Here is a 12,535-nt window from a genome sequence, read left to right as displayed (position 1 = left end):
CCGATCAGATGAACAGCGTCGTCGTCGACTCGGCCGCCTCCCCGAGGAAGGTCGCGACGCCGCCGAGTTCGACGCCGTCCATCAGGTCGGTCGGAGCGATCCCGAGCAGGTCCATCGTCATCGTGCACGCGATCAGGCGCGCCCCGCCGGCCTGCGCGGACGTGATGAGATCGGGCAGGGACGAGACCGAGTTGTCCCGCATGACCTTCTTGATCAGCGCCGCGCCGGCGCCGAGCATGTTCATCTGCGACAGCGGCATGCTGCCTGCGCTCGCGGGCATCATGGTGGCGAACATCTTGTCGATCAGCTTGCGTTCCCGCTTGGGCGGGTCCGCGCGGCGCAGGGAGTTGAGCCCCCAGAACGTGAAGAACATCGATACCTCTTCGCCCATCGCGATTGCCCCGTTGGCGATGATGAAGGCGGCGAGCACCTTGTCGAGGTCGCCGGAGAACACCACGAAGGAGGTCTTGTTGGGTGCTGGCGGACTCACGATGCCGATCGATGCCGCCGGCCGGGTCGCGAGCGCGGCCCCGCCCTTCCGCATGGTCGCGACGTAACCGGGGCCCTCCGGCGAAATGGCGACGAGCTCGTGTCCGTTCCGCCTGGCCCAGGCGGGAGCGTCGCTGGCGAACCCGGGGTCGGACACGTGCACGACCACCTCGTCTCCGGCATCCAGCGTCTTCATCTTCTCGGACAGCCTCATGATCGGGCCGGGGCAGGCGAGTCCGGAGCAGTCCAGGTCGACCTGCACGCCGGTGCCGTCGGCGAGCAGGGCGGCCTGCGCGGCGGCCTTCGTTGCAGCGGCCGTGAACTCGGCTGCTTCGGCGTAGGTGGTCATCGGCAGCGGGGGTTCGTCGCTTTCGGGCTCGACCTCGTGCCACGACCGGAAGGTGTCCGACCCGCCGGAGAGAGTGGCGACATCCGTGAACCCGCGTTGCACGAGCGCGCGGTAGGCGAGGTAGCTGCGGAACCCGACCGCGCAGTACAGGCGCAGTGGCCCGGTGCGGTCCCAGAGCTCGCATTCGAGGCGGATGCTGCCGAGCGGCACGTTCTCGGCGCCCGGCAGGTGCCAGATCGAGAATTCCTCCGGGGTGCGCACGTCGATGAGCCGCGCCCCGGCGGTCGCTTCCGCGTAGTCCTGGGCATACCAGAGGGTGAGGTCGCCGCGGAGCACATTGCTCGCGACGAAGCCGGCCATGTTCACCGGGTCCTTTGCGGAACCGAACGGGGGAGCGTACGCGAGTTCGAGTTCTTCGAGGTCGTAGACGGTCTGGCCGCCGCGGAGGGCGGTCGCGAGCACGTCGAGGCGCTTGTCGACGCCGTCGAAGCCGGCGGCCTGCGCGCCGAGGATGCGCCCGGTGTCGGGGGCGAAGAGAACCTTGAGCTGCATCATCGCGGTGCCGGGGTAGTAGCCGGCGTGGCCGGAGGGGTGCACATGCACGGCCCGGTACGGGACCTCGGCGGCGAGGAGCTGCCGTTCGGTGGCGCCCGTACCGCCGGCGACCATGTCGAAGATCTTCACGATCGAGGTGCCCTGGGTCGAACGGTATTCGGTGTTGCGGCCGCAGATGTTCTCGGCGGCGACCCGGGCTTCCCGGTTCGCGGGTCCGGCGAGCGGGGCCAGCCAGCGCCCCGGCAGCACGGTGTGCGGCGTTTCGACGGAGTCGCCTGCCGCCCAGATGTGCGGGTCGGAGGTGCGCATATGCGTGTCCACCGTGATACCGCCGCGGGCGCCGAGCTCGAGCCCGGCCGCCTTCGCGAGCGTGGTGTTCGGGCGCACCCCGGCGGAGAGGATCACCAGATCGGCCGCCAGGACGGTCGAGTCAGTGAGTTCGACGTTGAGCCCGCCGTCGGGGCGGGCCGCGAATGCGGCGGCCGCAGTCGACAGGTGCAGGGTGATGCCGCGACTGCGGAGGTGGTGTTCGACGGGGACGGACATCTCGTGGTCGAGGGGCGGCAGGATCTGGTCGCTCATCTCGACGACGTCGACGAGGGCACCGCGGTGCTTGAGGTTCTCGGCCATCTCGAGGCCGATGTAGCCCGCGCCGATCACGACGGTGCGCACGGGTCCGCGGGCGCCCGTCGCTGCGAGGGCGATCGCGGCATCCAGTTGGGCCTTGATGGCGTCCATGTCGCCGATCCGGCGCAGCACGTGCACGCCGGGCAGGTCGATCCCCGGCAGGGGAGGGCGGAGTGGTTCTGCGCCTGTGCAGAGCGCCAGTTCGTCATAAGGTTCCTCGTAGCTGCGTCCGCCGTCGACCTCGCGGACGGTCACCGTCTTCGCGGCACGGTCGATCCGCAACACCTCGTGACCGACACGTACATCGATGTCGAGGGACTCGCGCAGGCTCTCCGGTGTCTGCAGGAGCAGGCGGCTGCGATCCGCTATCACTTCGCCGACATGGTACGGAAGTCCACAATTCGCGAAGGAGACGTGATGACCGCGTTCGAGCACGACGATTTCTGCGAATTCGTCCAAACGGCGGGCGCGGGCGGCGACGGATGCGCCGGCTGCGACCCCGCCTACGACAACGATCTTCATGGGGGTGCCTTTCGTCGGCCGGGATAGTGATTCGGCCGACCCGGCATATACCCCCGTGGGTAATTGGGGGACTGATTCTGACACTACACCCGCGTGATGCCGCGGACCGTGCACTTTCGATACCCATGGGGGTATAGTGAGTGCTTTCAGCCACGAAGGAGCTGCCGATGTGCCACGCCAAGACCTGTAAGACCTGCGGGAAGACCACTTGGGCCGGCTGCGGCCAGCACGTCGACCAGGTCATGCGCGGAGTGCCGAAGTCGCAGCGCTGCCCCGGGCACGAAAACGAACAGCCGTCCGGTGGCTTCCTGTCCCGGCTCTTCGCGGGCCGCTGACCGGATCGATGTAACAGCGCCGCCATCGGAAGGCCACCTGGTTTAGTCGCACTGGTCCGTCGCACTGGTCAGTCGCGTCTGGGTGGTCCGGTGAGGACTTGGTGGGCGCGGTGTCGGTTTGGTGGCCGCCAGAGCCGGTGCGGGTCGATGAGTCCGGGGGCCCGCACTTGCGGTGATCCTTTCACCATGCGGATCTCCCACCCGGAGGTGTCGATGGTGTGGTGGTGGAACCAACACAGGAGCACCCCGTTGTCCACGTTCGTTGGGCCGCCGGTGGCCCACGGCTTCACATGGTGCACCTCGGCCCAGTGCGCCGGGGCCTTGCACCCGGGGATGATGCAGCCGCCGTCCCGGGCGGTGATCGCCCGGCGCTGCGCCCGGTTGAAGTAGCGCCGTTCCGGACCCAGCTTGAGGACTTGGTTGTTCGCCCCGAACAGGACCCCTTGGAAGCCACCGTCACAGATCCGCTGACGCACCGTCTTCAAAGACACCGGGGCTTCGACCCCGTCGATCCACCCGACCCCGATCCCGGAGGCGAGGTCGGCCGCGTTCACGTGCACCATCACCGTCGGCGCCGACCCGCCCATGCTGGGCGTGTCCGTGTCCCGGGCTGCGTGTTCGAACAACGCCTGCAGGATGTCGGCGTGCTTCTCCCCGCCCGTGCGGGTGTCCGCGCGCCGCTCCCGGAGCTCCGCTTCGATCATGTCCAGATCCGGGCCCGTGTCGGTCTCGCCGTCCGCAGTCTCGGCGCCGGGGACCAACTGCCCCGAGTCCATCAGGGCCTGTTCCTCGGCGGTGGGGAACGCCGGGCGGGCGTGGAAGCTCAGGAAAGCGTCGAAGAGGGTGTTCATCACCCCGAACAGTTCCGGTGTCACCCCACCCTTCACCGGGTACAAGCCGTTCTTGAGTTGTCCGAAGCCGATGTTGGACTTCGCTTCGAACACGTCCTCCTGCGGGAGCACCCCGTCGGGGTCGAGGATGGCCTGCCACTGCGCGACCATGCCCCGGATCAGGTCCGTGGTCACCGGGACACCGGCGCCGGCCAAATCCTCCGTCTCCGGGGTGATCAGCCCGGCCGCCGTGGCGACCAGGGCACGCTCCGCCGTCAACAAGTCATCCGGCGCCACCCGGTGACTGATCACCTGCAACCCCTCCACGATCAACTCCGCCGTCTCCACACCGATCTCCCCAGCGGTCAGCGCGGCCCCGACCGTCGGGAACAACGGCGGCAACCAGCTACTCCCGCCGCACGGCCGCGGCAACACCGCGTCGCCGAGCTTCGTGCGCCGCTTCACCTCCCGGGCCGAGACCCGCGTCACCCGGGTGAGCACATCCCACGGACCCTTGCAGCCCATCCGCCAGGCCAGACCCTCGCGGCCGAGCACCCGGGCCCGCCGGTCCACATCCGTCGCGGTGTTCACCCGGGCCGCATCCACGGTCCGCCCGATGGCCTCCACTTCCTTCAGAGCAGCGACCGCTTCCGCATCACTGAGCAGCCCGACCGGGATCGCCGCCAGGGCCTCTGTCAGAGCGGCCTGGGCTTCGGCGAGCCGGGCGACAGCATCCGCATGAACCGATGGCACCGACCCGGCCAGACCGTCAGCGCCCTCGAAACCCACGGCAACCGCCACGGGATGGGCCGACTCGGTGGATGCGCGGCGAGCCGTGATGGGCTGATCGCCCGCGGCCACTGAATCGTGGGCCTGCGGGGTGTGTGACTGGGGATCCGAAGTTCCTGCCATACCCCGATTCTACCCCGAATTGAACACGAATACGAGATCTACTCAGTTTATTTGGGCACTCGAGCTTTGACTTTCAGACTTAAATCGGCCTTACGATTTCGGTGAGATGACCAAATCTCAAATGCCCCTGAACGCAAGCCGTTCGGCCATGATCGAACGATTCCTATCTCACTGGAATCGTAAGGCCGACTTAAATCGGCCTTACGATTTCAGTGAGATGACCAAATCTGAATTGCCCCTGAACCCAAGCTGTTCGGCCATGATCGAACGATTCCTATCTCACTGGAATCGTAAGGCCGACTTAAATACGATTCTGAGCGCAAATTCGAGTGGCTCTTGAGCGGCCTGGAAAGTTTACTTGACGCTTCAAGTAATACTGCTAGAGTATTGGTTGTCGGTTCAACTAAGCGGGTTGAGCATGACGTGTGAGACCGACGCGACTGCAGGAGACGAACATGACACTGACCACTGACCTGACCGGATCCCGGGCCGCCGCAGGCGACCTCCTGGCGGCGACGACAGGCATGGACGCCGTCACGCTGCGCGTCGGCGACCTCGCGTTGATGTCCTCCTACTACCGCGAGGCGTTGGCGCTCGACCCGATCAGCGCACAAGGCACCACCGTCGTGCTCGGTCGCGGCGCGACCCCGCTCGTTGTGCTCGAGCACACCCCTGGCCTGCCGGTCCCCGCCCGTAGTCAGGCAGGACTTTTCCACACTGCGATCCTGTTCGACACGAGCGCCGGCCTGGCCGCGACCGTGCTCCAGGCCGCCCGTGACCAGCGTTCGAGCTTCGTCGGCAGTGCTGACCACATCGTCAGCAATGCGTTCTACTTCACCGACCCTGAGGGTAACGGGATCGAGCTCTACGTCGACAGGGACCGGTCGGAGTGGGTCTACAAGAACGGCCAGGTCCAGATGGACACGCTTGCGCTTGATCCGAGCGCCTTCCTGCAGAAGAACCTGCCTGCCGACGGGGGAGAAGCGGCCGTCGGTCCGGCCAAGGTCGGCCATGTCCACCTCCAGGTCGGCGACCTCGAAATGGCCCGGCACTTCTACGTCGACGCCCTCGGCTTCGAAACGACCCTCGACTTCCCCGGCGCGCTGTTCGTGAGCGCCGGCGGCTACCACCACCACATGGCGATGAACGTCTGGAACAGCCGCGGCGTCGGTCCGCGTGCCGCGACCCTCGGCCTCGCCGACGTGGCGATCACCGTTCCCGGCCGCGCTGATCTCGATGCTGTGGCGGAACGACTCCGCCACCGTGCGATTCCGCTTCACGACGACGGCACCAGCATCCGCGTCGACGACCCCTGGAAGACCCGCGTCACCCTGACCGTCGGCGAGGCCTCGGCGTGAGCCCCGCCATCGAGATCACGGCCCGCCGCGATGGCGTCGACCCCGCGCTCCGGTCGACCCGCCCACTCCTGCTGCTTTTGCATGGTTACGGTTCCCACGAAGGCGACCTGCCGAGCCTCGCCGCCTACCTGCCCGACGCTCTCGACTGGGTGTCGCTGCGTGCGCCGCTCGGTCTGCCGACCGGGGGGTTCGCCTGGTTCCCGATCACGGTACCGCGGCGCCCGGGCGCCGAAGCCGTCATCGAGGCAGCGGATGCCGTACTCGCGTGGCTGGACGCCCACGTGCACCCGGGCACGCCCGTCGTTCCCCTCGGCTTCTCGCAGGGCGGCCTCATGGTCACCCAGCTTCTCCGCCAGGCTCCCGGGCGATTCCCCGCCGGGGTCATCCTCTCGGGATTCACCCTCGATGCCACGCTCCCGGGCGATGAGGTCCTTGCGGCCACACGCACGCCGGTGTTCTTCGGCCACGGCGACGCGGACCGAGTCATCTCCGCGGAGACGACAGCACGCGCGAGCGCCTGGCTGCACGGCCACAGCACCCTGACCGACAAGGTCTACGCCGGACTGCCGCACTCGATCTCCGCAGAAGAACTCGACGACGTGTCGCGGTTCCTGACGGAGGCCCTCCGCTTAGCTGGCTGAACCACCGGCAACGGCGTAAGACCACAGCTCGCTGCTCAGACCGACCGGGCGCGCAGCGGGCTTCCCGTCCTGCGGGGCCTCGCTGCGGTGCCCGTGCGCAAAGGCGGGCGACGTGGACCACGCCTGGAAGGACTCTTCGTCGGCCCAGCGCGTGATGACCAGCCAGGTGGTGCGATCGTCCGTCGGCTGCAGCAGTTCGAAGCCTTCGAAGCCCGGGGCATCGTCGACGGCCCCTGCGCGGGCGGCGAACCGGCGAGCCAGCTCATCGCCGTTATCGGCTGGGACAGTAATCGCGTTGATCTTGATGATCGTCATCGGGCTTCCTTCTGTCGTGAATGCGGTCGCGACCGCGTAGTTCGCCCCATGCTGTCACCGCTGGCTGCATGAACCCTCGGTGGCCCGGGGGTTTGGGCGGCCTGAGGTCCTAGATGATCGCGGCGCGCAGTTCCGCTGCCGCCGCCGCAGGGTCGGCCGCGCCGTAGATGGCGCCACCCGCAACCGCCACGGTGGCACCCGCGCTCTGCACGTCCCGGATTGAGGTGAGGTTGACGCCACCGGCGACGGAGAAGGGGACCTTCGACGTCTCGCCGTCGTCCAGAAGGGTCTGGAAGGTGAAGCCGGGCTCTGCCTGCTCGTCGAGGCCCGCGTGCATCTCGACGAACACGGCGCCCATCGCGGTGACCTCACGGGCCCGGCTCACCTTGTCTGCGACGCCGATCAGGTCGACGACGATCCCTTTGCCGTGGGCTGTGGCGGCCTTGACGGCGCCGATGATCGTACTATCGCCGGCCGTTCCCAGTACGGTCACGAAGTCGGCCCCGGCGGTGAACGCGATGTCGGCCTCGAGCTCGCCGGCATCCATCGTCTTCAGATCGGCGAACACAAGCTTGTCAGGGTGCGCCTTCTTGATCGCGGTGACGGCGCGCAATCCTTCGCTCTTGATGAGCGGGGTCCCGAGTTCGATGATGTCGACGTGGGGTGCGACCTGTGCGGCGAGGGTGAGGGCGGCGTCGAGTGTGATGACGTCCATGGCGACCTGAAGTTTCATTGCTGATTCCTTACTTCGGTTGTGCTGAATTCTCCCTTGAGGCCGCGGTCGCGGCCAGGGAAGCATGAGGGGGATCTATTCGAGGTTCGCGTGCCGGGGCCACAGCTCTTCCGCCGTGGCTCCCGACGTCTTCCAGAGCGCGTCGAAGAGCGCGTCGCCGACGAGGACAAGCGACTGTTCGAAGAGCCCTCCGGAGTACTGCGCGGAGAGCATTCCGGCGTGGTCCTGTTTCGTTGCGGCCGGGATCACGATGATCACGTCGGCGAGCTCAGCGAGCGGAGAGGTCCGATCAGTTGTGATGGCGACGACGCCCGCTCCGACACCTGCCGCGGTCGAGGCGGCGCGGACGATTCCTGCCGTTGTACCCGAACCACTCGCGACCAGGAGAACGTCTCGACCGGTGACGGCCGGAGTGGTCGCGTCGCCCACGACGTGCACGTCAAGGCCGAGGTGCATCAGGCGCATCGCCGTCATCTGCACGGCCAGGCCCGACCGCCCCGCGCCGAGAACGAAGACGCGAGCTGCGGTGCGAATCCGGTCGGCAGCGCGGCCCAGATCCTCCCCCGACTCGTGTGTCAGCCGTTCCACAACGCCCAGGATTTCGCCGGAAATGCTTCGGAGGGAGTCTGCCGCGCGAACCGACGTCGTGGAATAAGCCATTGCCCTATCGTGCGCGTGACCGAGCGACGACGAGGCCATCCGAACGAGCGGATGCGCCTACCCGTTCGGGTAGGTCTCCGCACCGTGAGTAGGGTGAGGGTATGGCAGATGCGAGCATTTCCCCCTCGGTCGAGTTGCTCCTCGAGCTCCGGCAGGTACTCGAGAACCCACTGCTCGGCATTGCGGGGGCCTTCTCCGCCCTGCTGCAGCAGCGCATCCCGCACGGGGCCCTGGTGATTTTCACCGAGGACTGCACGGGGCGCCCACAGAAGAAAGCCGGCCAGGCGAAGGTCATCGACCACGTCACCATCGCGGAACTCGACATTCTCCGCGATGCCGTTGCGGTGCGAGGCGGATCGATATGGAACGAACGGGCGATGCTGGCCCGGTCGGAGCGAACGATGTCGGCCTGGATCGCTTCGACAGGTGCCCTTCTGGTCCTGACTGATCCCGACCTGACCGGGGCGACCCCGACCGGAGTTCGCGAAAAGAGGGACCTCGTCGCCGCACTCTGGGAACTGGTCGCGTCGGGCATCCGCAACCAGGTTGTCGTGGCCGCGCCGGACTACCTCCGCGATTCGCGGATGGCGTCGCGAGACCGGGCCACTCTCATCGCCGAATTGACGGATGCCCACTCCACGACTTTGGAGCTGCTGCTCGCGGTTCTGCGGTCGCGCCAGACCGGAGACCTGGCCGCGCGGCAGACGGCGATCGACCTGGCCGTCGCCGCCATGGTGCAGCTGCGCGCGGTGAGCGATCGCGACCGCATCCTGTCCGAGGAGCCGGTCGCCCGGGCGTTCGAGCGGCTCCGAAACGACCTGAGGCCCCTGGCCCGCTTCGGGGACCTCGACGTGCAGTTCATCGAACCGCCCGTCAACGGCCGCGCGTTGCCGGGCGAGGTCGCCCACGCCGGACGTGCGATCGTGCGCGGTGCCGTGCTCGCCCTGGTCGATCAGCCCGGGGTCGCCCGAGTGCGGGTGCAGTGGGACTGCGACGGCCACAACCTGCTAATCAACATTCGCGATGACGGTCCGGGTGACTTGTCCACTGAGACGCCCAGCGTGCGCCAACTCGTCGCCCGGGTGGCGGCTCTCGACGGCGACTTCCACGTGGATGCCACGCCGGGGTGGGGTTCGGACATTGTCGTCTCTCTACCCCTCGACCCACCCTCGTCAGCCACTGCGCCGGCGGCCGGATGGGGCCTGACAGCACGTGAGCAGGCCGTGCTCGACCTCGTTGCCACGGGGGCGCGGAACCGTGCGATCGCGGAGGCCCTGTCGATCAGCGAGAACACGGTCAAGTTCCACGTCGCAAACGTGCTGCACAAGACGGGGGCAATGAACCGCGCCGAGCTGGCCTCCCTCGTCCGCCAGGCAGAGACGCCTTCTGCCCTGGCCTGACCGGGTATTCACGCCCTCCGAATAAAGCGGTATTGACCGGTGATTCGTGTGATGCTTGGCGGACAGTGGTTTCGGAATCGGGGAAGGATTCTTCATGACTGCAGGTGGCTTGATGATTGTGCTGATAGCGGGTGGGGGACTGGTGCTGGCGGTCATCGTTCTTGCCGCGTTCTACCTACTCTCTGCCCGGCCGCGTGCGAGGGCGGCGGCTCGCGAGGTTGAGGGTTCGAATCCTGAGCTGTCGCAGGCGTTCGCGCAGTTCCAGGCGGATGTCGAAAAAGGCCAGCGAGGCCTGTGAAGGGATCGAGGCTGGCCGGCACCCTGACTCCCGCCCGGGGATTCTGGATCGGTCTGGTTCTGACCGTTCTCGGACTTGTCGCAGTCAGGTTGCTGTACACGTCTCTGTTCGGCCCCGTGAACCCGGACTGGCTGTCGAGTGATCTGGTGCGGTTCGTGGGAGTGCTGTTCCCCGGCGTCCTGCTGCCGTTGGGGATGGCCCTGATGGTCGCGTCCGTGGTCGTGCGCGCTTTGGCGGACAAAGCAATGGTCACCATCAGCGATTCACTGGAAGCCCCGGAAGATGCGCCGACCTGGCCGCTGCGGCTCACGTCTCGCGCCGCGCTCATTCTCGGACTCGTGCTCGCGGCGATTGGCTTCGTTGTCCAGCTGAACATCTCGACCTGGACCCAGACGATCCAGGGAGATTCGACCTTCCTGAGAGACTTCGTCGTTTACCTGGGCGGACCGCTGAGTGACCTTCTGCTTCCACTTGGGGTGCTCCTGATCGCCGGCGCCTGGATTCTCCGCACGATCGAAGATCGCCAAGGCTCCGACGCGGGGACGCACGGCAGGGACGAAACCCGCCAGGTCGCGGCGCCAGAGGGTCCATCCCCGGCATCGTACGGATCGGTCAAGCGGGGCCGGCGACGCCGATGAGGTTTCCGGCAGGGTCGCGGAGGTGTCCGATGGTGATTTCAGCACCCTCATTGCGTTGCGGCCCGAGAGTAACGGTTCCACCCAACTGCTGGGCGGCCTCGAGCGTGTCGCTCACGCTCGCGACGCCGACGTAGAAGATCGAGTGCGGGGCGAATCCCTCGCCCCCGCCGATTCCGCCGGCTGCCGGTGCCCAGCCGGGTTCCGGGGTGATGAACGAGTATTCAGCGGATGCGGAAATCGCGGCTGCCACCGGGGCGCCAGCGGGTGCATCCCAGCCGAACAGTGCCGCATAGAAGTCACGCAAGCGGTCCGGGTCGGGACCGATGAGTTCGAAGTGCACGACGGGATTGCCCATGCCATCAGCCTGCACCAGAGCCTTGCGGCGCGCTAGCCACGCTGCAGTCGTCTTGTCAGGTCATGTCGCCGGTCTCCGGGGTGGAGCCCTTCCAACCGTAGCGCAGGAGAATCGTGCCTGCCTTGGACGGGGTCCCGGCGCCGAGTAGTTCGAGGGACGCAGGCGGCCCGTCGGGCGGGAAGAGGCGCTTGCCCGCACCCAGCACGATCGGGTACACCCAGAGGTTCAGCTGGTCGAACAAGCCGTCCGCGACGAGAGTGCGGGCGAAGTCGATGCTGCCGATCACGTGGATCTCCTCGTGCCGCTCGCGCAGCACCGCCAGCTCAGCGGCGAGGTCGCGACCGAGCTGGTGCGAGTCGCGCCACGTGAGGTCCGGCGTGCCCCGCGACGCGACGTATTTGGGGATCGCGTCGAACCTGCGTGCGATTTCGGACGCGGGCCCGTCGAGCCGGTCTGGCCAATACCCGGCGAAAATGTCATAGGTCCGCCGCCCCAGAAGCAGGGCGTCAATGGTCTGGATTCCTGCCATTATCTGGGCACCGTCTGCTTCGTCGATCAGGGGCGCCTGCCAGCCTCCGAACCTGAACCCGCCGTCGGTATCCTCTTCAGGGCCTCCGGGAGCCTGGGAGACTCCGTCGAGCGTGGAGAACAGGTCGATGTGGATGCGACCGGTCACGAGAACTCCTTCCGTCGCGGCGTTGAGCCGCCTCATCGAGCACCATGCAGGCCAATCGCGACCGTGTCAAGAACCTCAGAGGGCCGGCCGTCTTGGGAGATGAGGTTACAGGTAAACGTGAGGCGGTTCCGTAACGCCTCGTTGCGTAACTCGACGACTTCAGTTGCGTTCCTGATAGGAACGTAAAAAGGAAGGCGGTTCTGATGTCCGAGTCACCGATGGCGCCGCGCCGGCCCGGCGGTCGGGGCAGCGATGTGGGCCGCCCACGCGATCCGGGCACGGACAGGTCGATTCTGCGAGCCACGATCGAATTGCTCGCCGAGGTCGGCTACGCCCGCCTGACCGTGGCGGAGGTCGCCCGGCGGGCCGGCGTGAGTAAGCCCGCCATCTATCGACGGTGGTCGCAGAAGTCGCAGCTCGTCGTCGAGGCGATGGTGACCCAAATGCGTCCGGCACGGAGCAGCGCGACCGGCAGCGCCGCCGGCGACCTGCTCTTCTTGACCGAACAGCTCATCGACATCCTGACCCGGACTCCGCTGGGGCGCGTTCTGCCCGGCCTGGTGGCAGAGATGGCCGCCGACCCCGTGCTCGCCACCAGCTATCGCGAGCTGATCATCGAGCCCAACCAACTCGATTGGCGCTCGGCAGTCGAGCGCGGAATCGCCTCCGGCGAGTTCGCCGACGATACCGATACCGACTTCGTGCTCAACTCGTTTGCCGGGCCGTTGTATTTCAGCCTTCTGATCACGGGTGCGCCGATCGAACCCGGCTACGCGCGCGCGGCCGTCGATCTGGTGCTCGCCCGCTTTGGGATGGGCCCCGGCGAATGACCGGCAACTCGA

At 67.1% G+C, this 12,535-nt stretch carries 14 protein-coding genes; 7 read left to right on the top strand and 7 right to left on the bottom strand.

What is annotated here, in order from left to right; genetic code table 11:
* Positions 1-4: 4 nt before the first annotated feature.
* Positions 5-2,542: an FAD-dependent oxidoreductase gene (locus RCH22_RS11920; protein WP_327014150.1), complete on the bottom strand. Its 2,538-nt coding sequence runs from the start codon at positions 2,540-2,542 to the stop codon at positions 5-7.
* Between the two features lie 140 nt (positions 2,543-2,682).
* On the opposite strand from RCH22_RS11920, the gene RCH22_RS11915 reads away from it, so the two are divergent.
* Positions 2,683-2,877, top strand: a complete 195-nt coding sequence (locus RCH22_RS11915; RefSeq protein ID WP_327015588.1) for a hypothetical protein — start codon at positions 2,683-2,685, stop codon at positions 2,875-2,877.
* Positions 2,878-2,945: 68 nt separating this feature from the next.
* Here RCH22_RS11915 and RCH22_RS11910 read toward each other — a convergent pair whose 3' ends face one another.
* Positions 2,946-4,619, bottom strand: a complete 1,674-nt coding sequence (locus RCH22_RS11910; protein ID WP_327014149.1) for a DUF222 domain-containing protein — start codon at positions 4,617-4,619, stop codon at positions 2,946-2,948.
* 455 nt (positions 4,620-5,074) lie between these two features.
* Here RCH22_RS11910 and RCH22_RS11905 point away from each other — a divergent pair, with 455 nt between their 5' ends.
* Both RCH22_RS11905 and RCH22_RS11900 read left to right on the top strand, forming a co-directional pair.
* Positions 5,075-5,977 (top strand): VOC family protein, encoded by a 903-nt coding sequence (locus tag RCH22_RS11905; RefSeq protein ID WP_327014148.1) that lies wholly within the window; start codon positions 5,075-5,077, stop codon positions 5,975-5,977.
* Positions 5,974-6,618 carry a phospholipase gene (locus RCH22_RS11900; protein ID WP_327014147.1) on the top strand — a complete coding sequence of 215 codons (645 nt, stop codon included), beginning with the start codon at positions 5,974-5,976 and terminating at the stop codon, positions 6,616-6,618. The genes RCH22_RS11905 and RCH22_RS11900 overlap by 4 nt, the downstream gene beginning before the upstream one ends.
* On the opposite strand, the gene RCH22_RS11895 is transcribed toward RCH22_RS11900, so the two are convergent.
* The 3 genes from RCH22_RS11895 to hxlB all read right to left on the bottom strand — a co-directional run bounded on the left by RCH22_RS11895 (position 6,607) and on the right by hxlB (position 8,326).
* Positions 6,607-6,933, bottom strand: coding sequence for an antibiotic biosynthesis monooxygenase (locus RCH22_RS11895; RefSeq protein ID WP_327014146.1), 327 nt, complete (start codon positions 6,931-6,933; stop codon positions 6,607-6,609). The two genes, RCH22_RS11900 and RCH22_RS11895, sit on opposite strands and share 12 nt — an antisense overlap.
* A gap of 109 nt (positions 6,934-7,042) precedes the next feature.
* Complete coding sequence (gene hxlA, locus RCH22_RS11890; RefSeq protein ID WP_327014145.1) at positions 7,043-7,666, bottom strand: 3-hexulose-6-phosphate synthase; 624 nt, start codon at positions 7,664-7,666, stop codon at positions 7,043-7,045.
* A 75-nt stretch (positions 7,667-7,741) separates the two neighbouring features.
* Positions 7,742-8,326 (bottom strand): 6-phospho-3-hexuloisomerase, encoded by a 585-nt coding sequence (hxlB, locus tag RCH22_RS11885; RefSeq protein WP_327014144.1) that lies wholly within the window; start codon positions 8,324-8,326, stop codon positions 7,742-7,744.
* Between the two features lie 101 nt (positions 8,327-8,427).
* On the opposite strand from hxlB, the gene RCH22_RS11880 reads away from it, so the two are divergent.
* From RCH22_RS11880 to RCH22_RS11870, 3 genes are all read left to right on the top strand, one after another.
* The gene (locus RCH22_RS11880) at positions 8,428-9,726 is read left to right on the top strand and encodes a LuxR C-terminal-related transcriptional regulator (protein WP_327014143.1); all 1,299 of its coding nucleotides are present in this window, start codon (positions 8,428-8,430) and stop codon (positions 9,724-9,726) included.
* A gap of 94 nt (positions 9,727-9,820) precedes the next feature.
* Positions 9,821-10,024 (top strand): hypothetical protein, encoded by a 204-nt coding sequence (locus RCH22_RS11875; protein ID WP_327014142.1) that lies wholly within the window; start codon positions 9,821-9,823, stop codon positions 10,022-10,024.
* Positions 10,021-10,662 (top strand): hypothetical protein, encoded by a 642-nt coding sequence (locus RCH22_RS11870; protein ID WP_327014141.1) that lies wholly within the window; start codon positions 10,021-10,023, stop codon positions 10,660-10,662. The genes RCH22_RS11875 and RCH22_RS11870 overlap by 4 nt, the downstream gene beginning before the upstream one ends.
* Here the strand turns inward: RCH22_RS11870 and RCH22_RS11865 are convergent.
* Complete coding sequence (locus RCH22_RS11865) at positions 10,637-11,017, bottom strand: VOC family protein (RefSeq protein WP_327014140.1); 381 nt, start codon at positions 11,015-11,017, stop codon at positions 10,637-10,639. The two genes, RCH22_RS11870 and RCH22_RS11865, sit on opposite strands and share 26 nt — an antisense overlap.
* A 55-nt stretch (positions 11,018-11,072) precedes the next feature.
* Positions 11,073-11,693, bottom strand: a complete 621-nt coding sequence (locus RCH22_RS11860; protein ID WP_327014139.1) for a dihydrofolate reductase family protein — start codon at positions 11,691-11,693, stop codon at positions 11,073-11,075.
* A gap of 203 nt (positions 11,694-11,896) precedes the next feature.
* Here RCH22_RS11860 and RCH22_RS11855 point away from each other — a divergent pair, with 203 nt between their 5' ends.
* Entirely contained in the window at positions 11,897-12,523 is a 627-nt protein-coding gene (locus RCH22_RS11855; protein WP_327014138.1) for a TetR/AcrR family transcriptional regulator, read from the top strand.
* Positions 12,524-12,535: the final 12 nt, after the last annotated feature.

The organism is Cryobacterium sp. GrIS_2_6 (genome assembly GCF_035984545.1).
Taxonomy (GTDB): Bacteria; Actinomycetota; Actinomycetes; order Actinomycetales; family Microbacteriaceae; genus Cryobacterium.
This window is presented reverse-complemented; position numbering and strand designations above follow the sequence as displayed.

What these genes read in the sequence shown, in the direction of transcription:
- RCH22_RS11880 (WP_327014143.1), top strand. Translation starts at nt 8,428, where the DNA reads ATGGCAGATGCGAGCATTTCCCCCTCGGTCGAGTTGCTCCTCGAGCTC.
- RCH22_RS11920 (WP_327014150.1), bottom strand. Translation starts at nt 2,542, where the DNA reads ATGAAGATCGTTGTCGTAGGCGGGGTCGCAGCCGGCGCATCCGTCGCC.
- RCH22_RS11875 (WP_327014142.1), top strand. Translation starts at nt 9,821, where the DNA reads ATGACTGCAGGTGGCTTGATGATTGTGCTGATAGCGGGTGGGGGACTG.
- RCH22_RS11855 (WP_327014138.1), top strand. Translation starts at nt 11,897, where the DNA reads ATGTCCGAGTCACCGATGGCGCCGCGCCGGCCCGGCGGTCGGGGCAGC.
- hxlB (WP_327014144.1), bottom strand. Translation starts at nt 8,326, where the DNA reads ATGGCTTATTCCACGACGTCGGTTCGCGCGGCAGACTCCCTCCGAAGC.
- RCH22_RS11905 (WP_327014148.1), top strand. Translation starts at nt 5,075, where the DNA reads ATGACACTGACCACTGACCTGACCGGATCCCGGGCCGCCGCAGGCGAC.
- RCH22_RS11865 (WP_327014140.1), bottom strand. Translation starts at nt 11,017, where the DNA reads ATGGGCAATCCCGTCGTGCACTTCGAACTCATCGGTCCCGACCCGGAC.
- hxlA (WP_327014145.1), bottom strand. Translation starts at nt 7,666, where the DNA reads ATGAAACTTCAGGTCGCCATGGACGTCATCACACTCGACGCCGCCCTC.
- RCH22_RS11910 (WP_327014149.1), bottom strand. Translation starts at nt 4,619, where the DNA reads ATGGCAGGAACTTCGGATCCCCAGTCACACACCCCGCAGGCCCACGAT.
- RCH22_RS11895 (WP_327014146.1), bottom strand. Translation starts at nt 6,933, where the DNA reads ATGACGATCATCAAGATCAACGCGATTACTGTCCCAGCCGATAACGGC.